21 protein-coding genes are annotated in these 20,649 nt (G+C 67.5%); 13 read left to right on the top strand and 8 right to left on the bottom strand.

Going from position 1 to position 20,649, the window contains the following annotated elements:
* The first annotated feature begins 32 nt into the window (after positions 1 to 32).
* Together thrS and ACIRCZ_RS05050 are read left to right on the top strand one after the other, a co-directional pair.
* On the top strand, positions 33 to 1,970 hold the full coding sequence (gene thrS / locus ACIRCZ_RS05055; RefSeq protein WP_402851659.1) for a threonine--tRNA ligase: 1,938 nt from the start codon (positions 33 to 35) through the stop codon (positions 1,968 to 1,970).
* Entirely contained in the window at positions 1,958 to 2,611 is a 654-nt protein-coding gene (locus ACIRCZ_RS05050) for an HIT family protein (RefSeq protein WP_402850305.1), read from the top strand. The genes thrS and ACIRCZ_RS05050 overlap by 13 nt, the downstream gene beginning before the upstream one ends.
* 84 nt (positions 2,612 to 2,695) lie before the next feature.
* Here ACIRCZ_RS05050 and pdxY read toward each other — a convergent pair whose 3' ends face one another.
* The 5 genes from pdxY to ACIRCZ_RS05025 form a co-directional block, all read right to left on the bottom strand.
* Positions 2,696 to 3,547: a pyridoxal kinase PdxY gene (gene pdxY, locus ACIRCZ_RS05045; protein ID WP_402850302.1), complete on the bottom strand. Its 852-nt coding sequence runs from the start codon at positions 3,545 to 3,547 to the stop codon at positions 2,696 to 2,698.
* Positions 3,548 to 3,597: 50 nt separating this feature from the next.
* Complete coding sequence (locus ACIRCZ_RS05040) at positions 3,598 to 3,969, bottom strand: hypothetical protein (protein ID WP_402850300.1); 372 nt, start codon at positions 3,967 to 3,969, stop codon at positions 3,598 to 3,600.
* Between the two features lie 4 nt (positions 3,970 to 3,973).
* Positions 3,974 to 5,212: a hypothetical protein gene (locus ACIRCZ_RS05035; RefSeq protein ID WP_402850298.1), complete on the bottom strand. Its 1,239-nt coding sequence runs from the start codon at positions 5,210 to 5,212 to the stop codon at positions 3,974 to 3,976.
* Complete coding sequence (locus tag ACIRCZ_RS05030; RefSeq protein ID WP_402850296.1) at positions 5,209 to 5,565, bottom strand: hypothetical protein; 357 nt, start codon at positions 5,563 to 5,565, stop codon at positions 5,209 to 5,211. Before ACIRCZ_RS05030 ends, ACIRCZ_RS05035 begins: the two co-directional genes overlap by 4 nt.
* 133 nt (positions 5,566 to 5,698) lie before the next feature.
* On the bottom strand, positions 5,699 to 7,027 hold the full coding sequence (locus tag ACIRCZ_RS05025) for an aminotransferase class I/II-fold pyridoxal phosphate-dependent enzyme (RefSeq protein WP_402850295.1): 1,329 nt from the start codon (positions 7,025 to 7,027) through the stop codon (positions 5,699 to 5,701).
* An 87-nt stretch (positions 7,028 to 7,114) separates the two neighbouring features.
* On the opposite strand from ACIRCZ_RS05025, the gene pdxS reads away from it, so the two are divergent.
* The 11 genes from pdxS (at position 7,115) to ACIRCZ_RS04970 (ending at position 17,705) form a co-directional block, all read left to right on the top strand.
* On the top strand, positions 7,115 to 8,017 hold the full coding sequence (gene pdxS / locus ACIRCZ_RS05020) for a pyridoxal 5'-phosphate synthase lyase subunit PdxS (RefSeq protein WP_055894211.1): 903 nt from the start codon (positions 7,115 to 7,117) through the stop codon (positions 8,015 to 8,017).
* Positions 8,007 to 8,600 carry a pyridoxal 5'-phosphate synthase glutaminase subunit PdxT gene (gene pdxT, locus ACIRCZ_RS05015; RefSeq protein WP_402850292.1) on the top strand — a complete coding sequence of 198 codons (594 nt, stop codon included), beginning with the start codon at positions 8,007 to 8,009 and terminating at the stop codon, positions 8,598 to 8,600. The genes pdxS and pdxT overlap by 11 nt, the downstream gene beginning before the upstream one ends.
* A gap of 55 nt (positions 8,601 to 8,655) precedes the next feature.
* Positions 8,656 to 9,417 carry a YebC/PmpR family DNA-binding transcriptional regulator gene (locus ACIRCZ_RS05010; RefSeq protein ID WP_055894205.1) on the top strand — a complete coding sequence of 254 codons (762 nt, stop codon included), beginning with the start codon at positions 8,656 to 8,658 and terminating at the stop codon, positions 9,415 to 9,417.
* A gap of 15 nt (positions 9,418 to 9,432) precedes the next feature.
* Entirely contained in the window at positions 9,433 to 10,026 is a 594-nt protein-coding gene (gene ruvC, locus ACIRCZ_RS05005) for a crossover junction endodeoxyribonuclease RuvC (RefSeq protein WP_402851656.1), read from the top strand.
* The gene (gene ruvA / locus ACIRCZ_RS05000; RefSeq protein WP_402850289.1) at positions 10,023 to 10,682 is read left to right on the top strand and encodes a Holliday junction branch migration protein RuvA; all 660 of its coding nucleotides are present in this window, start codon (positions 10,023 to 10,025) and stop codon (positions 10,680 to 10,682) included. The genes ruvC and ruvA overlap by 4 nt, the downstream gene beginning before the upstream one ends.
* The gene (ruvB, locus tag ACIRCZ_RS04995) at positions 10,679 to 11,719 is read left to right on the top strand and encodes a Holliday junction branch migration DNA helicase RuvB (RefSeq protein ID WP_055894197.1); all 1,041 of its coding nucleotides are present in this window, start codon (positions 10,679 to 10,681) and stop codon (positions 11,717 to 11,719) included. Before ruvA ends, ruvB begins: the two co-directional genes overlap by 4 nt.
* Positions 11,720 to 11,776: 57 nt before the next feature.
* A complete protein-coding gene (gene yajC / locus ACIRCZ_RS04990; protein WP_055894195.1) occupies positions 11,777 to 12,184 on the top strand; it encodes a preprotein translocase subunit YajC in 408 nt (135 codons plus the stop codon).
* Positions 12,185 to 12,252: 68 nt separating this feature from the next.
* A complete protein-coding gene (gene secD / locus ACIRCZ_RS04985; RefSeq protein WP_055894193.1) occupies positions 12,253 to 14,001 on the top strand; it encodes a protein translocase subunit SecD in 1,749 nt (582 codons plus the stop codon).
* Positions 14,001 to 15,020: a protein translocase subunit SecF gene (gene secF, locus ACIRCZ_RS04980; protein WP_055894191.1), complete on the top strand. Its 1,020-nt coding sequence runs from the start codon at positions 14,001 to 14,003 to the stop codon at positions 15,018 to 15,020. Before secD ends, secF begins: the two co-directional genes overlap by 1 nt.
* Positions 15,021 to 15,029: 9 nt before the next feature.
* Positions 15,030 to 15,383, top strand: coding sequence for a rhodanese-like domain-containing protein (locus tag ACIRCZ_RS04975; RefSeq protein WP_402850282.1), 354 nt, complete (start codon positions 15,030 to 15,032; stop codon positions 15,381 to 15,383).
* Between the two features lie 69 nt (positions 15,384 to 15,452).
* Entirely contained in the window at positions 15,453 to 17,705 is a 2,253-nt protein-coding gene (locus ACIRCZ_RS04970; protein WP_402850279.1) for a RelA/SpoT family protein, read from the top strand.
* Between the two features lie 16 nt (positions 17,706 to 17,721).
* Here the strand turns inward: ACIRCZ_RS04970 and ACIRCZ_RS04965 are convergent, their stop codons facing one another.
* The 3 genes from ACIRCZ_RS04965 to ACIRCZ_RS04955 form a co-directional block, all read right to left on the bottom strand.
* The gene (locus ACIRCZ_RS04965; RefSeq protein ID WP_402850277.1) at positions 17,722 to 18,315 is read right to left on the bottom strand and encodes a hypothetical protein; all 594 of its coding nucleotides are present in this window, start codon (positions 18,313 to 18,315) and stop codon (positions 17,722 to 17,724) included.
* Positions 18,316 to 18,420: 105 nt separating this feature from the next.
* Complete coding sequence (locus ACIRCZ_RS04960; RefSeq protein ID WP_402850274.1) at positions 18,421 to 19,650, bottom strand: DUF349 domain-containing protein; 1,230 nt, start codon at positions 19,648 to 19,650, stop codon at positions 18,421 to 18,423.
* Between the two features lie 106 nt (positions 19,651 to 19,756).
* A complete protein-coding gene (locus tag ACIRCZ_RS04955) occupies positions 19,757 to 20,536 on the bottom strand; it encodes a peptidylprolyl isomerase (RefSeq protein WP_402850271.1) in 780 nt (259 codons plus the stop codon).
* Positions 20,537 to 20,649: the final 113 nt, after the last annotated feature.

Here is a 20,649-nt window from a genome sequence, read left to right as displayed (position 1 = left end):
TCGAGCTCTTCACCGACCGTTCCGTTGTCGCGATGCGCGTCAACGGCGAACTGAAAGATCTCGCAACGCAGGTCACGACCACGGACACCGTCGAACCGGTGACCATCGACTCTCCGGACGGGCTGAACATCCTCCGGCACTCGACAGCGCACGTGCTCGCGCAGGCCGTCCAGGCGATCAACCCGGAGGCTAAGCTCGGCATCGGGCCGCCCATCACCGACGGGTTCTACTACGACTTCGACGTCGCAGAGTCCTTCACCCCGGAGGATCTGAAGGCGCTCGACAAAGAGATGTCACGCATCGTGCGTGCAGGCCAGCGCTTCGTGCGCAGGGTCGTCACCGACGACGAGGCGCGTGCAGAGCTCGCGAACGAGCCGTACAAGCTGGAGCTCATCGGGCTCAAGGGCGGCGTCGTGCACGGCGACACCACCGCATTCGACGAGAGCGAGTCCGTCGAGGTCGGCGGCTCGGAGCTCACGATCTACGACAACGTCGACCCGAAGACGGGGGAGACGGTCTGGAAGGACCTCTGCCGCGGCCCGCACCTGCCGAACACCAGGATGATCGGCAACGGCTGGTCGCTCACCCGCGTCGCCGCCGCGTACTGGCGGGGCAATGAGAAGAACAAGCAGCTGCAGCGCGTCTACGGAACGGCCTGGCCGACCAAGGACGAGCTGCGCGCGTACCAGACCCGCATGGAGGAGGCCGCCAAGCGCGATCACCGCAAGCTGGGCTCTGAGCTCGACCTGTTCAGCTTCCCGGAGGAGATCGGCTCCGGTCTCGCGGTGTTCCACCCCAAGGGCGGGATCATCCGGAACGAGATCGAGAACTACATGCGCGAGCGCCTCATCGCGAACGACTACGAGCTCGTCAACACCCCGCACATCACCAAGGGCCGCCTCTACGAGATCAGCCAGCACCTCAACTGGTACAAAGACGGCATGTTCCCCGCGATGCACCTGGACGAAGAGGTGGATGCGGAGGGTCACGTCACCCGCCAGGGCCAGGACTACTACCTGAAGCCCATGAACTGCCCGATGCACAACCTGATCTATCGGGCCCGCGGACGCAGCTACCGGGAGCTCCCGTTGCGGCTGGCGGAGTTCGGCACGGTGTACCGCTACGAGAAGAGCGGAACGCTCTCCGGCCTGACCCGTGTGCGCGGCCTGACCCAGGACGACGCCCACATCTACGTCACCGACGAGCAGATCAAGGACGAGGTCGCGCGCCAGCTCGAGTTCGTGCTGGAGACGCTGCGCGGCTACGGCCTCACCGACTTCTACCTCGAGCTGTCCACCAAGGACCCAGACAAGTACGTGGGTTCGGACGAGAGCTGGGAGCAGGCGACGGAGACGCTGCGACAGGTCGCCGTCGAATCCGGTCTCGAGCTCGTCGCCGACCCGGGAGGGGCCGCGTTCTACGGCCCGAAGATCTCGGTGCAGGCACGGGATGCGATCGGTCGCACCTGGCAGCTCTCCACGGTGCAGCTCGACTTCAACCAGCCGGAGCTGTTCGAGCTGGAGTACACCGCGGCGGACGGCACCCGCAAGCAGCCCGCGATGATCCACCGCGCTCTGCTCGGATCGATCGAACGCTTCTTCGCGATTCTGCTGGAGCACTACGCCGGCGCGTTCCCGGTGTGGCTGTCTCCTGTGCAGGTCGTCGGCATCCCGGTCGCTGACCAGTTCGGCCCGTTCCTGGACGACTTCGTCTCGCGTCTCAGGGCGCGCGGCGTGCGTGCAGAGGTCGACCACTCGGACGACCGGATGCAGAAGAAGATCCGCACCCACACCAAGGCCAAGGTGCCGTTCCAGCTCATCGTCGGCGAGGAGGACGCGTCGGCCGGCACGGTCAGCTTCCGCTTCCGCGACGGCACGCAGCGCAACGGTGTCACCGTGGACGAGGCGACCGACCGCATCGTTTCCGCGATCGAGAAGCACGAGCAGGTCGACACCGCATGGCTCGACTGAGCCTCGACGACTACGCCGAGAGCGCCGACCGCGCCGGAAGCGCCGACCGCGCGACCGGGGCGGCCGGTGCGGCCGGTGCAACCGGCGCCGAGGAGGGCGGGGTCCGCATCGACGACCCCGGCTACCTCGTCGGCGTGCCGGACGAGTTCCAGCGCCTGTGGACGCCGCACCGGATGGTCTACATCCAGCACGGTCAGCAGCCGGGCAAAGACGACTGCCCGTTCTGCGTCGCGCCGAGCATGAGCGACGAGGATGCGCTGATCGTCGCGCGCGGGAAGCACGCATACGCGCTGCTCAACCTGTTCCCGTACAACAGTGGACACCTGCTGGTCTGCCCGTACCGCCACATCGCCCAGTACGACGAGGCGACGCCGGAAGAGGTCGCCGAAATCGGCAGCCTCACCCAGACGGCGATGCGGGTCATCCGCGAGGTGTCGAAGAACGACGGCTTCAACCTGGGGATGAACCAGGGCGCCATCGCCGGAGCGGGGATCGCGGCGCACCTGCACCAGCACATCGTGCCGCGCTGGGCTCAGGATGCGAACTTCCTGCCGATCATCGCCAAGACGAAGGCGCTCCCGCAGCTCCTCGGCGAGGTGCGCGCGGCCATCGCCGACGCGTGGCCGAAGGACGACGCCTGACCGGACGGCTGCGAAGCCCCGCTACGCACAGCGCCCGCACCGGAGACGATGCGGGCGCTGCCGCGTTCAGCGGAAGTGGCGCGTTCAGCGCACCTGGCGAACGGCGAACTGCTCGCGCGGGTTCGCGTAGAACTCCTGCGACTCCACGAGCTGCAGCTCGCGCTCGCCCGACTCCAGGGTGCGGGCCAGCAGGTCGTACACGCTCGACACGGTCTTACGCAGGGCAGACTCCGCGCTGCGGTCACGGAGGTAGTGCGCGGTGAACAGCGCGGCGGTCACGTCGCCTGACCCGTTCGCCTTCATCGGCAGGCGCGGGGTCTGCACGATCCACGCGCCTGTGCCGTCGACGGCGAGCATCTCGATGGTGTCCTCCGGCCGGTCTGGACGCTCCACGCTGGTCACGAGCACGGTGTCAGGGCCCATGCCGCGCGCCGCATCCACCGACTCGAGCGTGGATTCGAGGGTATCGGGGGAGGTGCCGGTGAGGTAGCCGAGCTCGAACTGGTTCGGCGTGATGATGTCGGCGACCGGCACGACGCGGTCGCGCAGCAGGTCGGGGATGGCCGGGGCCACGAAGCATCCGGACGTCGCGTTCCCCATCACAGGGTCGCAGGCGTAGACCGCATCCTGGTTGGCGGCCTTGACCCTGGCGACAGCGTCGATGATCACGTCGCCGATGCCCTCGCCGCCCTGGTAGCCGGACAGCACGGCGTCGATCTGCCCGAGCACGCCGCGCTCCTCGATGCCCGTGATGACCTCGCGCACGTCCTCCGGAGCGATCAGCGGTCCGCGCCAGGCGCCGTATCCGGTGTGGTTCGAGAAGTTCACCGTGTAGACGGGAAGCACCTCGACCCCGATGCGCTGGAGCGGGAAGACGGCTGCGGAATTGCCGACGTGGCCGTACGCCACCGCGGACTGGATGGAGAGGATCTTCATCCCTCGATCCTCTCAGATCGCAGAACCTGCTCGCGCCGAGCGGCGTCGACTCACGTGATGCTGTTCACTCCGCCTGAGAAGTCGAGATCCGTGGTGATGCGATCGAGACCGATCTCGACCTTCTCCGCGACCAGTCCGGCGAGCACGGTGTTGCTGATGTCTGCGCCGGCCAGATCGAACTGCAATTCGAGGGTGCTGGCTTCCGTTGCGACCCAGCGGGTGGAACGAGTGACGGCGTTGTTGCCATGAACGATCAGCGGGAGCAGCGCGTTCAGAAGCTGGACCGCGGCCTGGTGCACGAGTTCGTCGATGTAGCTCTGGGCGTTATGGGCAATGTCGTGGTCACCGCTCGCGATCCCTTCGATCACGTCCGCGAGGCTCAGGTGCGTCCGGGCAGCGCGGTTCGATCCGTCGTCGCTCATGGGGCTACTTCGCGTTCGCGCTGGACTGACGGTAGACGGATGCCCATTGTTCGTCTTGTGCGGTGGCGTTGCGGATGGCGGTGTTGATTCCGTCGAAGAGTTTCTGGACGGTGTCGAGGTGGTCGTCGATGCGGCGGTTGACGGTGTCGACGGCGTCTTCGTCGATGTTGTCGTGCACGCGGAGGCGGTGGGTGGTGACGCAGTTCTCGATGTCGGCTTCGGTGATGTATGGCAGGTCGATTGCGGCGCGTTTGGCGTCGTCGAGGTCGCGTTGCATCTGCGGGATCAGGCCGCTGTTGATCTGTTTGAGCTGTGTCAGGTGCTCGGCCGATTTCAGGATCGTGGAGGCGAGCGCGGCCGAGGCGATCGTGTCGACGGCGATCATGATCGCAGACACGGAGCTCCCGACCGACGCGCCGACGACCGGGTCGCGGAGCACGGTCAGGAGCTGGGACAGGGCGGCCGCTGGGACCGGGCGGACGCTGGCGGGGAACCCGCTGAGCAGGTTCTCGGTGATTTCGTAGGTGGATCGGCCGTCGCCGGTGGTGGTGATCGCGCCGTCTGCGTTGAACGGGAACCCGGTTTCCAGGTTGTGGTACGACAGGGGGTCTTTCCCTGGCTCGCCGGTGACGTAGATGGCGGCGCCTGTCCCGTTGCCGTCGAAGTTGGCGATCGGGTCCCATTCGTTCACGAAGTTGCGCCACGGCAGGGTGCCGGCGTCGAGCTGGTCGCGTCGCCACTGCTGGGCGTGCGGGGTCATCGCGTTCCACGGGTCGGGTGCGTTGAACGTCGTCGACGTCCACTCGAGTTCGCCCGCGACGTAGAGGGCGAGGTAGCCGCCCAGGGAATGACCGACCGTCGAGAACGTCGCGTCGGGGTTCTCCCTCAGCACGTCCGCTCGCACCTTCTCGGCGTAGGCGAGAGCCTGACCGGCCTGCGTCGCGCTGGCGGTCTCCTGCCCGAGCACGATCTGCGCATCAGCGCTGATGTCGGCATGGTGGCCTGGATTCGTCCCCGCGAACGACACGTGCACCTGCGAATAATCCGGCAGGCCGTCCACCAGCGGCGCCACCGCCATGCCCTGAAAACCCGTCACCGGATCGCTGGCGGGGTCGGAGATCACCACATACCGCGGATTCTCCTGGGGAAATTGCGTTCCTTTTGCTTCGGGAGGGTCCTGCCACAGCGGGTCGACTCGATACGCCATTCTTGCGATGTCCGCGAAGTCGCTGTCGCTCGTCATGGCAGCATCTCAGAGGTGCCGTCGCTGTAGGTCACGGCCACGAGGCCCGGCGTCGCATCCTCGGCGATCGTGGGCAAACCGTCCCCGCTTGAGAGCGAGGTCCCGAGGATGCCGTTGTAGTCGCGTCCTCCGACGGAGATGACAGCCCGAGCCGCCCAGTCGCCCGCGCCGCCTACGCTGCCCGCGCTCGTGAATGTGATCGACTCCAACTCCGGATTGGGATAGTTCTCCACGAGTTTCACCGCGACTTTCCGCTGGTTCGCCAAATTCGCCTGCATCTGTTCGTCCTTGTCTGCCCCGGACACCGAGCAGCCGCTCACCCCGGCACTGATGCCGCCGATGATCGCCGTCATGGCGATCAACCTTGTGAAGCCGAATGTTGCATGCTCTGTCACCGGCAAAACATTACTGGGTAACAACAAACATTACAACAGCGCAAAGTGACCGCTGGAGCGCAGGAGACGAGACGTTCGGTGCTCCCAGGAGTCACGCTCTCTGGCTGGAACGCGAACCCGCCGCGTCGGCCAGGTCGTCGATCAGCCTCGCCGTCTCGTCCTCCGTGAGGTCGTGCACCGTCAGCCGCAGGTGGTGCGACGGCGCTGCACGCTCGGTCAGCAGGAACTCGTCGCCTGTGCGGGCGAGCCAGCCGCGCCGCATCAGTCGCTCGGCCACCACCTTCGCCTCGATCGGCGACTCCACCCAGACATTGAGGCCGTCTGCCGCGGAGGCATGCAGCCCATGCTCCCTGAGTCGCGCAGCGAAAGCCGCGTTGCGCTCGGCGTAGTGGCGGCCTGCGTCGGCGATCTCGCCCAGTACTGTCTCGTCGGTGAGCTGGGAGAGCACGAGGCGTTGAAGCAGGTGGCTCACCCACGTCGTGCCTGGGCTGAGCCGGAGGGCGAGACGGTCGGCGGTCTCCTGATCTGTCGCCGCGATGGCGAGGCACATGTCGGGTCCGAGGAACTTCGACACCGAGCGAACGAGGGCGAAGCGGCGGTGTTCGGGGCCGATAAGGGTCTCGTATGGGAGCCGGGAGAGCATCGAGAAGTGGTCGTCCTCGATGACCAGCACGTATGGATGCGCGGTCAGCAGGGAGCGGAGTGCTGCGGCTCTGCGAGGCGTGAGGGTCGAGCCTGTCGGGTTCTGGGCGCGCGGCGTGCAGATGATCGCGCGGACGCCGGCGTCGAGCGCTGCCTGCAGTCCGGCGACGGTCATGCCTTCCTCGTCGACCGGCACGGGGACGGCGCGATAGCCGCCGAGCCGCACCGTGTGGATGCTCGCGAGGAAGCACGGGTCTTCGAGCGCGACGGCGTCGTCGCGGAGGAGCGCCTGTGCGAGCAGGCGCTCGACGGCATCGACGGCGCCGCTGGTGACGGTGATTCGCAGGTCGACGCCTGGGAGGTCCGTGCCGGCCCAGCGGATGGCCAGGCTTTCGAGCGCGGGGTCGATCACCGGCTCGCCGTAGAGCACGGGCCGGCCTGCAGCGCGCGCCAGCGCCATGCTCGGGTCGGGGATGCGCCTGGGATCGGGGTTGCCCGTGCCGATGTCGCGAAGGACGGTGTCTGCCGCATAGCCCTCCTGCGCGACGGCCTCGTGGCCAGCGACCACCGTCCCCGCCCTGCCGCGGGCGACGACCACGCCCGCCTGCGCGAGCAGCCGGTACGCGGCGACCGCCGTGTTGCGGTTGACGCCCAGCAGGGCGGCGAGTTCGCGGACGGGCGGGAGCGCGTCCCCCGTCCGCAGTTCGCCGCGCTCGTGCAGGGTGCGCACGCTGTCTGCGATCTCTGCGGCGGTCGTCCCTGTGATGATCTGATCCATGTCGCTCCCGAGTTTAGCGAGCGCCAGGCCGAGTGCTATCGTTTGGCATAGGTCAAAGATTTCTTAGTTCCAGACGAGAGGACCACGATGGCTGACACGGAGCAGAACGCCGCCACCGGATCGAACAGGGTCAAGCGGGGCCTGGCAGAAATGCTGAAGGGCGGCGTCATCATGGACGTCGTCACGCCCGAGCAGGCGCGCATCGCCGAGGATGCGGGAGCCGTCGCCGTCATGGCGCTGGAGCGCGTCCCCGCCGACATCCGCGCGCAGGGCGGCGTCGCCAGGATGAGCGACCCCGACCTGATCGAAGCCATCATCGCCGAGGTCTCCATCCCGGTCATGGCGAAGGCCCGCATCGGTCACTTCGTCGAGGCGCAGGTGCTGCAGGCGCTCGACGTCGACTACATCGACGAGTCGGAGGTTCTGTCGCCGGCGGACTACGTCAACCACATCGACAAGTGGGGCTTCACCGTCCCCTTCGTCTGCGGAGCGACCAACCTGGGTGAGGCGCTCCGCCGCATCAACGAGGGTGCAGCGATGATTCGCTCGAAGGGCGAGGCCGGAACCGGCGACGTTTCCGAGGCGACCAAGCACATCCGCAAGATCAAGTCAGAGATCGCAGCGCTGAGCGCGATGAGCAAGGACGAGCTGTATGTCGCGGCCAAGGAGCTGCAGGCGCCGTACGACCTCGTCGTCGAGATCGCCGAGACCGGCACACTGCCGGTCGTCCTGTTCACCGCTGGTGGCGTCGCCACCCCCGCGGACGCCGCGATGATGATGCAGCTCGGTGCGGACGGCGTGTTCGTCGGCTCCGGCATCTTCAAGTCCGGCAACCCGGAGCAGCGCGCCGCCGCGATCGTCAAGGCCACCACGTTCTACGACGACCCCGCCGTGATCGCCGAGGTCTCCCGTGGACTCGGCGAGGCCATGGTGGGCATCAACGTCTCCGACCTCGCCGCTCCGCACCGCCTCGCCGAGCGTGGCTGGTAGCACGCCTGTCGGCGTCCTGGCCCTGCAGGGAGACTTCCGCGAGCACATCGCGGTCCTGCGCGGCCTGGGCGCCGACGCAGTGCCCGTCCGTCGGCCCTCCGAACTGGCGGAGGTCGGCGGCCTGGTGATCCCCGGCGGGGAGTCGAGCGTGATGGACAAGCTGTCCCGCACCTTCGGCCTCGCCGAGCCGCTGAAGCAGGCGATCGCCGACGGCCTGCCGGTCTACGGCACCTGCGCCGGGCTCATCATGCTGGCCGACAGGGTGCTCGACGGCATCCGCGGTCAGCAGAGCCTCGGCGGACTCGACGTCTCCGTGCGCCGCAACGCGTTCGGCTCGCAGCTCGACTCGTTCGAGACCGACCTCGACGTTCCCGCCGTCGGCGGGGAGCCGATGCACGCCGTGTTCATCCGTGCGCCCATCGTGGAGAGCGTCGGAGAGCGGGCGAAGCCGCTCGCGCAGCTCGCGGACGGGCGGGTCGTGGCTGTCGAACAGGGCAACCTGATCGGCACGTCGTTCCACCCGGAGATCACGGGCGACACCCGATTCCACGAGTACTTCCTTGGCAAGGTGCGCGCGGCCTGAGCGTGTGCACGTCCTACAATGGTCAGGATCTTTAGACGTAACTGAGGGAGCACCAGTGTCCGGGCATTCCAAGTGGGCAACGACCAAGCACAAGAAGGCGGTCATCGACCAGCGCCGCGCCAAGTCGTTCGCCAAGCTGATCAAGAACATCGAGGTCGCGGCCAAGATGGGCGGCGCCGACCTCTCCGGCAACCCGACGCTGGTCGACGCCATCCAGAAGGCGAAGAAGACTTCGGTCCCGAACGACAACATCGACCGCGCCGTCAAGCGCGGCGCAGGACTCACCGGCGAGTCCATCGACTACGCGACGATCATGTACGAGGGCTACGGCCCCAACGGCATCGCCCTCCTCATCGAGTGCCTGACCGACAACAAGAACCGCGCTGCCGCCGAGGTGCGCACGGCGATGACCCGCAACGGCGGCACCATGGCCGACCCAGGCAGCGTCGCATACAACTTCCACCGGAAGGGCGTCATCGTCGTCCCGCACGCCGATGGCCTCACCGAGGATGACGTTCTCACGGCCGTGCTCGACGCCGGTGCGGAAGACGTCACCGACCGCGGAGAGTCGTTCGAGGTGCAGACAGAGGCGACCGACATGGTCGCCGCCCGCACGGCGCTCCAGGAGGCCGGCATCGACTACGACTCGGCCGACGTCGAGTTCGTGGCGAGCCTCAACATCGAGGCGGACGCCGAGACGGCGCGCAAGGTGTTCCGGTTGATCGACGCTCTCGAGGACTCGGACGATGTGCAGAACGTCTACACCAACCTCGACCTCACTCCCGAGGTCCAGGCCGAGCTCGGCGAAGACGAGTAGCGCCAGGCCATGTCGGTGCGCGTACTCGGCATCGACCCCGGCCTGACGCGCTGTGGCGTCGGGATCGTGGATGTACGGCCGGACCGCACCGCGACCCTCGTCGAGGTCGTCGTCATCCGGACGCCCGCGACCATGCCGCTCGAACAGCGGCTGCTCGCCGTCGGCGACGGAATCGAACGTCTCCTGGATGCGCACCAGCCGTCCGCGGTCGCGATCGAGCGGGTCTTCGCGCAGCAGAACCTGCACACCGTGATGGGCGTCGCCCAGGTGAGCGGCGTCGCGCTGCACGCAGCGGCCAAGCGCGGCCTGGCCGTCGCGTTGCACACGCCGTCCGAGGTGAAGGCCGCCGTCACGGGCTACGGCTCGGCCGACAAGCGGCAGGTGCAGACGATGGTCGCGCGCATCCTGGGCCTGGCGGAGGTGCCGAAGCCGGCAGACGCCGCTGATGCGCTCGCCATCGCGATCTGCCACGCCTGGCGCGGGGCTCCCGCCACCCCCGCGACACCCGGGGATGCTGGGACAGGCTCGCTCACTCCCGCGCAGGCCGCGTGGCGCGCCGCCGAGCGCTCCAGCCGCACGTCGGTCGTGCGCCCTAGGCTGGCCAAGTGATTTCCTCCCTCCGCGGCGCGGTACTCCAGGCGGCAGGCGGTTCAGCCGTGATCGAGGTCGGCGGTGTCGGGTTCTCCGTGCAGCTGACCGCCGACCACGTGCTGTCCCTGCGTGTCGGCGACGAAGCGTTCGTCTACACCTCTCTCATCGTCCGCGAGGACGCCCTGCAGCTCTTCGGCTTCTCCGACGTGGAGCAGCTCCAGGTGTTCGAGCTGCTCACCGGCGTCTCCGGGGTCGGCCCCAAGTCCGCCATCGGCGTGCTGTCGGTGCTCTCGCCGGATCAGATCGCCGAGGCGGTCTCCGCCGACGACGACGCGCCGTTCCGCAAGGTCTCCGGCATCGGCCCGAAGACGGCCAAGCTCATCGTGGTGCAGCTCGCAGGCAAGCTCGCCGTGACGCACAGGGCGCCGGCGGCCGTCCGGAAGCCGGGCGCTCCGTCCTCCATCGGCGACAGCGTGCTCGTGGCCCTCGTCGGGCTGGGCTGGCCGGAGAAGGTCGCAGCCGAGGCCGTCGCCGAGGTCGTCGCCGACACGGACGAGAAGCTGCGTGACAGCGTCCAGACGCTGCTGCGGCTCACGCTCGCGCGGCTCGGCCCCGCCGCCCATACAGGAGCGGCGCAGAGCGGGTCGGCGCAGAGCGGGCGGGTCGGCTCATGAGCGACGAGGATCTAACCGCCCCCGAGCTGGAGTCGGAGTCCGAGCTTGCCTTCGAGGGCGCCCTGCGTCCACGCTCGCTCGCCGAGTTCGTCGGCCAGGCGAAGGTGCGCGGGCAGCTCCAGCTGCTGCTGACGGCCGCCAAGATGCAGGATCGCACGGCGGACCACATCCTGCTGGCCGGTCCTCCCGGGCTCGGCAAGACCACGCTCGCGATGATCGTCGCCCACGAGAGCGAGCGACCACTGCGCCTGTCGAGCGGTCCGGCCATCCAGCACGCCGGCGACCTCGCCGCTCTCCTGTCGTCGCTGACGCCGGGGGAGGTGCTCTTCATCGACGAGATCCACAGGATGGCGCGGTCGGCAGAGGAGATGCTGTACCTCGCGATGGAGGACTTCCGCATCGACATCATGGTCGGCAAAGGAGCGGGCGCCACGTCCATCCCTCTCGACCTCGCGCCGTTCACGCTGGTGGGCGCCACGACACGGTCCGGCCTCCTGCCCAATCCGCTGCGCGACCGCTTCGGCTTCACGGCGCATCTGGAGTTCTACGACGAGGCTGAGCTCACCCAGGTGCTCACCCGCGCTGCCGTCATGCTCGACTTCGCGGTCGACAAGGAGGCACTCGCCGAGATCGCGGGACGCTGCAGGGGCACTCCCCGTATCGCCAACCGACTGCTGCGCCGGGTGCGGGACTACGCGCTCGTGCACGGCCGCGAGGCCGACGTCGAGTCCGTGCGGGCCGCACTCGACCTCTACGACGTGGATGCGCTGGGACTCGACCGGCTCGACCGCGCTGTGCTGCGCGCCATCCTCGAGCGTTTCGACGGCGGGCCGGTCGGACTGAACACGCTGGCCGTGTCCGTCGGCGAGGAGGCGGAGACCATCGAGTCGGTCGTCGAACCCTTCCTGGTCCGCATCGGGCTGCTCTCCCGTACCCCCAGAGGGCGGGTCGCGACCCCCGCAGCGTGGCGTCACTTCGGACTCTCCAGCCCGCAGCTAGGAGTCTCACAGCAACCATCACTGATAGATGACATATAATTCAATCTGGCCTCTCGGCCACTCCCACAAACCCCACCGGAAGGTTTGGCAGATTTCATGCCCATTGACCCGTTAACCATTGTGATGGTCGTCATCCTGGCGGCCCTCATCTTCTTCATGTTCCGCAACAGCCGCAAGCGCCAGAAGGAGCAGGCTGAGACGCGCTCGAAGATGGTCCCTGGCGCGGAGGTCATGACGAACTTCGGCCTGTACGGCACGCTGCTCTCCGTCAACGAAGACGACAACACGGCTCTCGTGGAGACCAGCCCTGGCACCATCCTGAAGGTGCACCGCCAGGTGCTCGCCCGCGTCGTCGAGCCGACGGTCGCAGAGCCGATCTCCGCCGAGATCTCCTCGACCGAGCCGCAGATCAACGAAGACCACGCCATCCCTCTGTCCGAGCCCGAGTTCGGTGAGCGCGTCGACGACGCCTCGAAGAAGCCAGGCTCGAAGAGCGACGACTGATCCGTTAATCCCTTTGTGCGACGGCGCCGTGCCGGCGTCGTCGCGCGCGTAGAAAGCTGAGTTCCTAGGTGGCAAAGTCGACCCCGGTCAAAAAAGCCTGGCGTTCGTTGAGTTGGCTTGGCGCCATCGTGGTGGTGCTCCTCGGAGTGCTCACGGCCGGCGTCATCTGGGGAAATGCCACCTGGCTGCCCAAGCTCGCCCTCGACCTGGAGGGCGGCACGCAGATCATCCTCGCGCCGCAGGTCGAGAACGGTCAGACCGTTCAACAGCAGCAGCTCGACCAGGCTGTCTCGATCATCCGTCAGCGCATCGACGCCTCCGGCGTCTCCGAGGCGCAGATCTCTACCGAGGGATCGCGGAACATCGTGGTCTCGCTGCCCGGCACGCCTGACCAGGCGACGCTCGACCGCGTCAAGGCCAGCGCACGCCTCGACTTCCGCGCGGTGCTCGCCACGAGCGGCCCGACCAACGAGGTCGTCGGAGCGGACGGCAAGTCCACGCCGGCGCCGAGCCCCGCGCCCGGCCTGCAGTCGACGCCGTCCACCAAGCCGACCAACGGCAGCGACCTCGCGTGGGTGACCCCCGAACTGCAGGCGCAGTTCGACGCGTTCTCGTGCACCACCGCCAACCTGGAGAACGTCAACCAGGCGCCGACGGACAAGCCGCTGATCACCTGTGACGACGCCAAGACGGTCAAGTACCTCCTCGGCCCCGTCGAGGTCAAAGGTCAGGACATCAAGGACGCGAACAGCGGCCTCGCCCAGAGCTCGAGCGGTGTCAGCAACGGCCAGTGGGCCGTCAACATCATCTTCAACGATGCGGGCACCAAGTCGTTCGCGGATGTGACCACCCGCCTCAACGGCCTCACCGGCGCGCAGAACCAGTTCGCCATCGTCCTCGACGGCAAGGTCATCTCCGCACCGACCACGAACGCGGTCATCACGGACGGCCGCCCGCAGATCACGGGCAACTTCACCGAGGCCACCGCGAAGACGCTGGCCGACCAGCTCAAGTTCGGCGCCCTTCCGTTCAGCTTCAAGGTGCAGAGCCAGGACACGATCTCGGCCACCCTCGGATCGACCCAGCTGATGAGCGGTCTGATCGCCGGAGCGATCGGCCTCCTGCTCGTCGCCATCTACACGTTCTTCCAGTACCGCCTGCTCGGCTTCGTCACGATCATCTCGCTGGTCGTCGCCGCCGTGCTCACGCTGTTGACCATCTCGCTGCTGTCGTGGCACTACGACTACCGACTGTCGTTGGCAGGTGTGGCGGGTCTGATCGTCGCTATCGGGTTCACAGCCGACTCGTTCATCGTCTACTTCGAACGAATACGCGACGAGCTGCGGGACGGCAGAGGCTTGGAGTCCGCCGTCGAGGCTGGCTGGACGCGCGCACGCCGCACCATCTATGCGTCGAAGGCCACCAACCTGCTGGCCGCCATCGTTCTCTACGTGCTCGCTGCTGCGAACGTTCGCGGCTTCGCGTTCACGCTCGGCCTCACGACCGTCATCGACGTGATCGTCGTGCTGCTGTTCACGCACCCGACACTGCAGCTGCTCGCCCGCACGAAGTTCTTCAGCACGGGTCACAAGGCCTCCGGCCTCGACCCGCAGGCGCTGGGGGCCGTTTACCGCGGTGCGGCCCAGTTCCGCAAGCCGACGGTCACCGTGAGCGCAGGCAAGGCCGCGTCCAGCGGCAAGGAGGCGGCTCGCCGCCAGACGATCGCAGAGCGCAAGGCCGCCGAGCTGGCAGGCGCTTCGGCTTCGTCATCGTCATCGACGTCCTCTGATCGCTCGACCGAGGGGAAGGACTCCTGATGGCCAGCCGTCTCACCAAGTTCGGAAACGACCTCTACACAGGCGCCCGCTCGTTCGACTTCGTCGGAAAGCGCAAGATCTGGTACTCGATCGCGGCCGTGATGGTCGTCATCGCCATCCTGATCCCCGTGGTCAAGGGCGGCTTCAACTTCAGCATCGAGTTCCGCGGCGGTTCGCAGTTCACGGTGACGAACGTCACGGACACCGACCAGGCGAAAGCTCAGGATGCGCTGACCAGCGTCGTCCCGAACGCCGTCGCCCACGTCAGCTCCGTCGGCAGCGACGCGGTGCGGGTGCAGACCGACCAGCTCTCCGAGGCGCAGACCAAGCAGGTCGCCGACGCTCTCGCGAAGGCGTACGACGTTCCGGTCACCGAGGTCGCCTCCACGTTCATCGGCCCGTCGTGGGGCGCTGACGTGACGCAACAGTCCATCCAGGGCCTTGTGGTGTTCCTGCTGCTCGCGTTCATCGCGATGGCGCTGTACTTCCGCACCTGGAAGATGTCGGCGTCCGCGATCATCTCGCTGTTCCACGACCTCATCATCACCGCGGGCATCTACGCGCTCGTCGGGTTCGAGATCTCGCCTGCGACGATGATCGGCTTCCTGACCATCCTCGGGTACTCGCTCTACGACACCGTCGTGGTGTTCGACAAGGTGCGAGAGAACACCAAGGAGGAGATGGAGCTCACCAGGCGCACGTTCGCCGAGTCGGTCAACCTCGCGGTCAACCAGACCCTCGTGCGCTCCATCAACACGGCCGTGGTCGCTGTGCTCCCTGTCGCGTCTATCCTCTTCATCGGTGCCTTCTGGCTCGGTGCAGACACGCTGCGCGACATCTCGCTCGCGCTGCTGATCGGCATCATCGTCGGCACGTACTCGACGATCTTCCTGGCAGCGCCGATGTACTCGCAATTCCGCGAGGGCGAGGCGGCCGTGCGCAAGCACGACCAGAAGGTGCTCGCCATCCGTCCGAAGGCTGCGAAGCAGCCCGAAGCCGTGCCGGTCGCGGCGGAATAGCGGGGGAGCGTGAGCGGTTCTTATCTGTCGGAAGACGAGGTGAGCGCCGCGCGCGCGCACGAGCTCGTCGAGTCGGGTTCGGCCTGGCTGCTCGACGTCCGCGAGGCGCACGAGTGGGAGGCCGGGCACGCGCCCGCCGCTCACCACATCCCGCTGTACGAGATCGAGTCGCGCCAGCACGAGCTGCCGGAAGATCAGCAGATCCTCGTGGTCTGCCTCTCTGGAGGTCGCTCGCGACTCGTGACGGACACGTTGAACCGTGCCGACTATCCGACGGCCAACGTCGCCGGCGGGATGTTCGCCTGGCAGGCCAGCGGAGCGCCCGTCGTGCGCGACGACGGCTCGCCGGGGGCGGTCGCCTGACCGCGGGAATCGGCCCTGTGTCAGAGCGGGGCGCGATGACGGCGATAATGGACGACAGGAGGCGTGCACATGGTTGATACTTCGACACCACAGGCCGCTTCGCTGCGCCGACTCGTTCCGCGCATCTTCTCCCGCGCTCAGCCGGCCGGAGCCGTCGACACCCTGATCCGCACGGTGCGTCTGCACCACCCGAAGGCTGACCTCTCGCTGATCGAGCGCGCGTACGCGGTCGCCGAGCGCGCCCACTCCGGGCAGAAGCGCCGGTCGGGGGAGCCGTACATCACGCATCCCGTGGCCGTCGCGCAGATTCTCGCCGACCTCGGCATCGGTGCGAAGACCATCGCCGCCGCGCTCCTGCACGACACGGTGGAGGACACCGAGTACACCCTCGACGAGCTGCGCGACGCCTTCGGCGACGAGATCGCCATGCTGGTGGACGGTGTCACCAAGCTCGACAAGGTCAAGTACGGAGACAGCGCCCAGGCGGAGACCGTGCGCAAGATGATCGTCGCGATGTCCAAGGACATCCGCGTGCTCATCATCAAGCTCGCCGACCGTCTCCACAACGCGCGCACCTGGGGGTTCGTGCCGGCGGCCTCCGCCACGCGCAAGGCCACGGAGACGCTGGAGATCTACGCACCGCTCGCGCATCGCCTCGGCATCCAGACGATCAAGTGGGAGCTCGAGGATCTGTCGTTCGCCGTGCTCTACCCCAAGCTGTACGCAGAGATCGAGAGCCTGGTACGCCAGCGCACCCCGGAGCGCGAGCGCCTGGTGCAGCAGGTCATCGACGCGATCAACGACGACCTCAAGGCAGCGAAGATCCGCGGCAAGGTGGTCGGCCGGCCGAAGCAGTACTACTCGATCTACCAGAAGATGGTCGTGCGCGGCCGCGAGTTCGACGAGATCTACGACCTCGTCGGCATACGCATCCTGGTCAACTCCGTGCGCGACTGCTACGCCGTGCTCGGCCAGATCCACGCCAGGTGGACCCCGATGCCCGGGCGGTTCAAGGACTACATCGCCACCCCCAAGTTCAATCTCTACCAGTCGCTGCACACCACGGTGGTCGGGCCGGAGGGGCGCCCCGTGGAGATCCAGATCCGCACGGAGGAGATGCACCAGCGCGCCGAGCTGGGTGTCGCAGCGCACTGGAAGTACAAGGAGCAGACCACAGGGAAGAGCGCCGGCGGTCCGGCGCGTTCCGACACCGACCTGGCCTGGCTGGCGCACATCTCGGACTGGCAGGCGGAGACCGCGGACCCGAGCGAATTCCTCGACTCCCTGCGCTTCGAGATCGGGGCCAAGGAGGTCTACGTCTTCACGCCGAAGGGCCGGGTGATCGGCCTTCCCGCAGGCGCGACGCCTGTGGACTTCGCGTACGCCGTGCACACCGAGGTCGGCCACCGCACCATGGGCGCGAAGGTCAACGGACGCCTGGTGCCGCTGGAGAGCACGCTGACGACCGGTGACGTGGTCGAGGTCTTCACCTCGAAGAACCCCGACTCCGGCCCCAGCCAGGACTGGCTCAACTTCGTCAAGAGCCCGAGGGCGCGCAACAAGATCCGCCAGTGGTTCACCAAGGAGCGCCGCGACGAGGCGATCGAGCAGGGCAAGGACGCGATCGCGCGCGCGATGCGCAAGCAGAACCTGCCGCTGCAGAAGCTGATGTCGCAGGACTCGCTGAGCGAAGTGGCGTCGCTGCTCAAATATGACGACGTCTCCGCGCTCTACGCGGCCGTCGGCGAGGGACACGTCTCCACCCAGTCGGTGATCGAGAAGATCGTCGCCTCGGTGCAGACGGAGGCGGAGTCCGACGCCGGTGACATCGACCTGCCGGTCAAGGGCCGTTCGCGGAAGCTCCGCGACAGTGATTCCGGTGTGCTCGTGCGGGGCGCGCCCGACATCCTGGTCAAGCTCGCGAAGTGCTGCACGCCGGTGCCGGGCGACCCCATCGTCGGATTCATCACCAGGGGAGCCGGAGTCTCCGTGCACCAGTCGAACTGTCACAACGTGCAGTCGTTGATGCAGGAGCCGGACCGCATGATCGATGTGGAGTGGGCGCCGAGCTCGAAGAGCGTGTTCCTCGTTCAGATCCAGGTGGAGGCGCTCGACCGGTCCGGCCTGCTCTCCGATGTGACGCGCGTGCTGTCCGAGCATCATGTGAACATCCTTTCTGCCACCGTGACGACGTCGAGCAACCGCCTGGCACTCAGCAGGTTCGTGTTCGAGATGGGCGACACCACCCACCTCGACCGCGTGCTGAACGCTGTGCGGCGCATCGACGCCGTGTACGACGTGTATCGGGTCAGCGCCGGCTGAGTCAGCGCCGGCTGAGTCAGCGCCGGCTGCGCGTTGGGCCGGAAAACGGACGGAGTACGCTGCGCGCTCTGGCACTGAGCTGGTCGGCTCTCGCCAGGTAGCGTCTGGCGTTCGTGCGGGACGATCCGCGCATCCTGGACTTGATGGACGACACCGGTACGCCCGCGCGATCGAGCAGGTAGAGCACCTGAGCGGCCGCGTCGGGGGAGAAACGCCCGTCGACGCAGAGCAGGTCGAGCGCTGTTCGGGCTGGTGAGGTCACTCTGGCCTCGTCGATCAGCTGAACGTCACCGCGGGAGAGCGTGGTCTGCCTGCCGTCAAACTCCGGCGGGATGCGGCCGCCGCGGCTGCGCGCGTCGACGCACACCTGGGGGCGGTGCGACGGGGCCGCACGCGCGCCGTGGATCCACGCGGCCGTTCCCCGGTCGGCGATCACGTGCGAGGGCGCTGACGAGGCGAAGGCGGCAGCGCGGAGAGCCGCGGAGTCCGGGGTGTCCAGTGTGGCGAACGAGTCGCCGACGCGATAGAGCTGGCCGTCCAGGCACAGCGCCATGAGCTCGGCGAGGGGGAGGACATCGGGCCGGAAGAGGCGGGGGAGGAGTGCTGTCATGCATCCACCTTGCGGCGGGCTGCAGCGGGAAAGAACAGGGCCGCCGGATCTGTGGAGATCCGGCGGCCCTGTGGAGAACCTGCTACGTCGATGGCAGCACGCGCGTCACTGCAGCGCGTCGAGCCAGATCTTGCGTGCGTCGAGGGCTTCCTGGGCCTCTTTGACCTTGCGGGCGTCTCCGCTCGCCTTGGCATCGTCGAGCTCCTGCTCCAGCTTGGCGATGGCCGCGTTGAGCTGGCTGGCCAGACCCTCCGTGCGAGCTTTCTTCTCCGGGTTGTTGCGCTCCCAGTGCTCCTCGTCCAGCTTGCGGACGGCTGCTTCGACCTTGCGGAGGCGGTCTTCGATCGGCCGCACCTGCTCGCGCGGGACCCGCCCGATCTCGTCCCAGCGCTGCTGGATGGAGAGCAGCGCGTTGCGGGCTGACTCGCGGTTGGTGGCCTTCAGCAGCGGCTCCGCCTCCTCGAGAAGGGCGAGTTTGAGCTCGAGGTTGGCCTCGTACTCGACGTTGTCGCGCGCATCCACCTCCGCCTTGGCTGAGTAGATCGCGTCGCCCGCCGCCTTGAAGCGCGCCCACAGGGCGTCGTCGTTGCGCTTGCCTGCGCGACCGGCCAGCTTCCACTGGTCCAGCAACTGCCGGTACTCCGGCACGCCGTCCGCACCGCGCGGGATGAGGGCCTCTGCCTGTTCGATCAGCGCGGTCTTGCGGGTGCGCACGTCGCGGTGCTGGTTGTCCAGGTCTGCGAAGAACGCCTTGCGGTTGTGCTCGATGGTGGACCGTGCGGCGCGGAAACGCTTCCACAGCTCGTTGGCCTCGTTCTTGGGGATGCGCGGGCCGTCGTGCTGGTGGCTCTGCCAGCGGGCGAACAGCGCGTCGAGTGCCGCGGTGGTCTGCTTCCACTGGGTGCGCGCAGGGTCTTCGGCCGCGAGGGCCTCTGCCTCCTCGACGATGGCCGTGCGCTCCGCGACGGCCTGCTCGACGGCGGCCTTCGCCTCGGCGCTCTGCTGCTCGGTGAGCTCTTCGACGGTGCCCCCGAGCGCATCCAGCCGAGTGGCGAGCGACGCGAGATCTCCGACGGCGTTCGCTCCGTCGAGGGTGTTGCGCAGAGTGGCGACTGCCTTGGCGATGTCGGAGGCAGGTGCTCCCCGGCGCGCGCGCTGCTCGAGCAGCGTCACCTGACCGGCGAGATCGGTGAACTTGCGCTCGAAGTACGCGAGCGCCTCTTCCGGAGTTCCGTCAGGGTATTGGCCGACGGCCCTCTCGCCGTCGCCTTCGCGGACGAAGACGGTGCCGGTCTCATCGACACGACCCCACGGTTGCTGATCAGTTGTAGCCAAGAGCCTCACCTTGCTGATGTACGGTGCGGGCGCAGAACGCCCCACGGTTGCGAATTAGCCTATTGCACGAGCGCGCGGCGTGCAGCCGTCAGCGCGACCTCGTGCGTCACTTGACGGTGAAGGTGTCGATCTTCGTCGCGACAGCAGGCTTGCCGTCCGTGCCACCGCCGGAGACGCCCTTGTCCGCAACCTCGGAGATCAGCTTGTCGAGGCCGCTGGTGACCTTTCCGATGACGGTGTATCCGCCGGCCGAGTCCGCGCCGATCGTCGTGTCCTTGTAGACGATGAAGAACTGGCTGCCTTGGCTGCTCGCGTTGTTGCTCTGCCTGGCCATCGCGATCGTGCCGGCCGGGTAGACGTTGTCCTTCGGTGCGTTCTCGATCGGGCCGTATGAGTACCCGGGTCCGCCGCTGCCGTCGCCGGCAGGGTCGCCGCACTGCAGCACGTAGAAGCCGCCGTTGGTGAGCCTGTGGCAGGTGAGGCCGTCGTAGAAGCCCTTCTGCGTGAGCGCGATCGTGGACGAGACGGCCTGCGGAGCCTTCGCGCCGTCGAGGTCGACGCCGAGCGCGATGTCGTTGATCGTCAGCGTGCCCGTCCAGGTGCGGTCCTCTGCGAGGGTCTCGGGCGGAAGCGCGAGAGCAGCGGACGACGCGGACGGCGACGGCGATGGAGACCCCGAGGCCGTCGGCGTCCCCGGCTTCGCGAAGAAGAGGAGCTGCGTGCCGATGGCGAGTACCACGACGATCAGCACGGCCACGCCGGCGATCCAGTTGTCCCTGACGCGCCGCTTCGTCTTCTTCTCGTGCACGGTCTGACGCGCCTGGTACGCGCGGAGTCGTTCCCGCGCCTGCCTGGCTTCGCGATCGTTCTGCTTGTTAGGTGCCACGTGTGTCCTCCGGAGCGCGCCGTCGTGCAAAATCCCGACCCGTCGCGCAACGCCCGAGGATCAGGATGAACCCTATTGGACCCGCCTATGAGCGGCAAAGTCGTGACTCTCAG

The organism is Leifsonia sp. NPDC102414, assembly GCF_044765685.1.
Lineage (GTDB): Bacteria > Actinomycetota > Actinomycetes > Actinomycetales > Microbacteriaceae > Leifsonia.
The sequence above is the reverse complement of the archived record's forward strand: the minus strand, read 5'-3'. Positions and strand labels throughout refer to the sequence as shown.

Coding starts and splice junctions, on each gene's coding strand:
- thrS (WP_402851659.1), top strand. CDS start 33: ATGCGCGTCAACGGCGAACTGAAAGATCTCGCAACGCAGGTCACGACC.
- ACIRCZ_RS05050 (WP_402850305.1), top strand. CDS start 1,958: ATGGCTCGACTGAGCCTCGACGACTACGCCGAGAGCGCCGACCGCGCC.
- pdxY (WP_402850302.1), bottom strand. CDS start 3,547: ATGAAGATCCTCTCCATCCAGTCCGCGGTGGCGTACGGCCACGTCGGC.
- ACIRCZ_RS05040 (WP_402850300.1), bottom strand. CDS start 3,969: ATGAGCGACGACGGATCGAACCGCGCTGCCCGGACGCACCTGAGCCTC.
- ACIRCZ_RS05035 (WP_402850298.1), bottom strand. CDS start 5,212: ATGACGAGCGACAGCGACTTCGCGGACATCGCAAGAATGGCGTATCGA.
- ACIRCZ_RS05030 (WP_402850296.1), bottom strand. CDS start 5,565: ATGACGGCGATCATCGGCGGCATCAGTGCCGGGGTGAGCGGCTGCTCG.
- ACIRCZ_RS05025 (WP_402850295.1), bottom strand. CDS start 7,027: ATGGATCAGATCATCACAGGGACGACCGCCGCAGAGATCGCAGACAGC.
- pdxS (WP_055894211.1), top strand. CDS start 7,115: ATGGCTGACACGGAGCAGAACGCCGCCACCGGATCGAACAGGGTCAAG.
- ruvB (WP_055894197.1), top strand. CDS start 10,679: ATGAGCGACGAGGATCTAACCGCCCCCGAGCTGGAGTCGGAGTCCGAG.
- yajC (WP_055894195.1), top strand. CDS start 11,777: ATGCCCATTGACCCGTTAACCATTGTGATGGTCGTCATCCTGGCGGCC.
- secF (WP_055894191.1), top strand. CDS start 14,001: ATGGCCAGCCGTCTCACCAAGTTCGGAAACGACCTCTACACAGGCGCC.
- ACIRCZ_RS04970 (WP_402850279.1), top strand. CDS start 15,453: ATGGTTGATACTTCGACACCACAGGCCGCTTCGCTGCGCCGACTCGTT.
- ACIRCZ_RS04965 (WP_402850277.1), bottom strand. CDS start 18,315: ATGACAGCACTCCTCCCCCGCCTCTTCCGGCCCGATGTCCTCCCCCTC.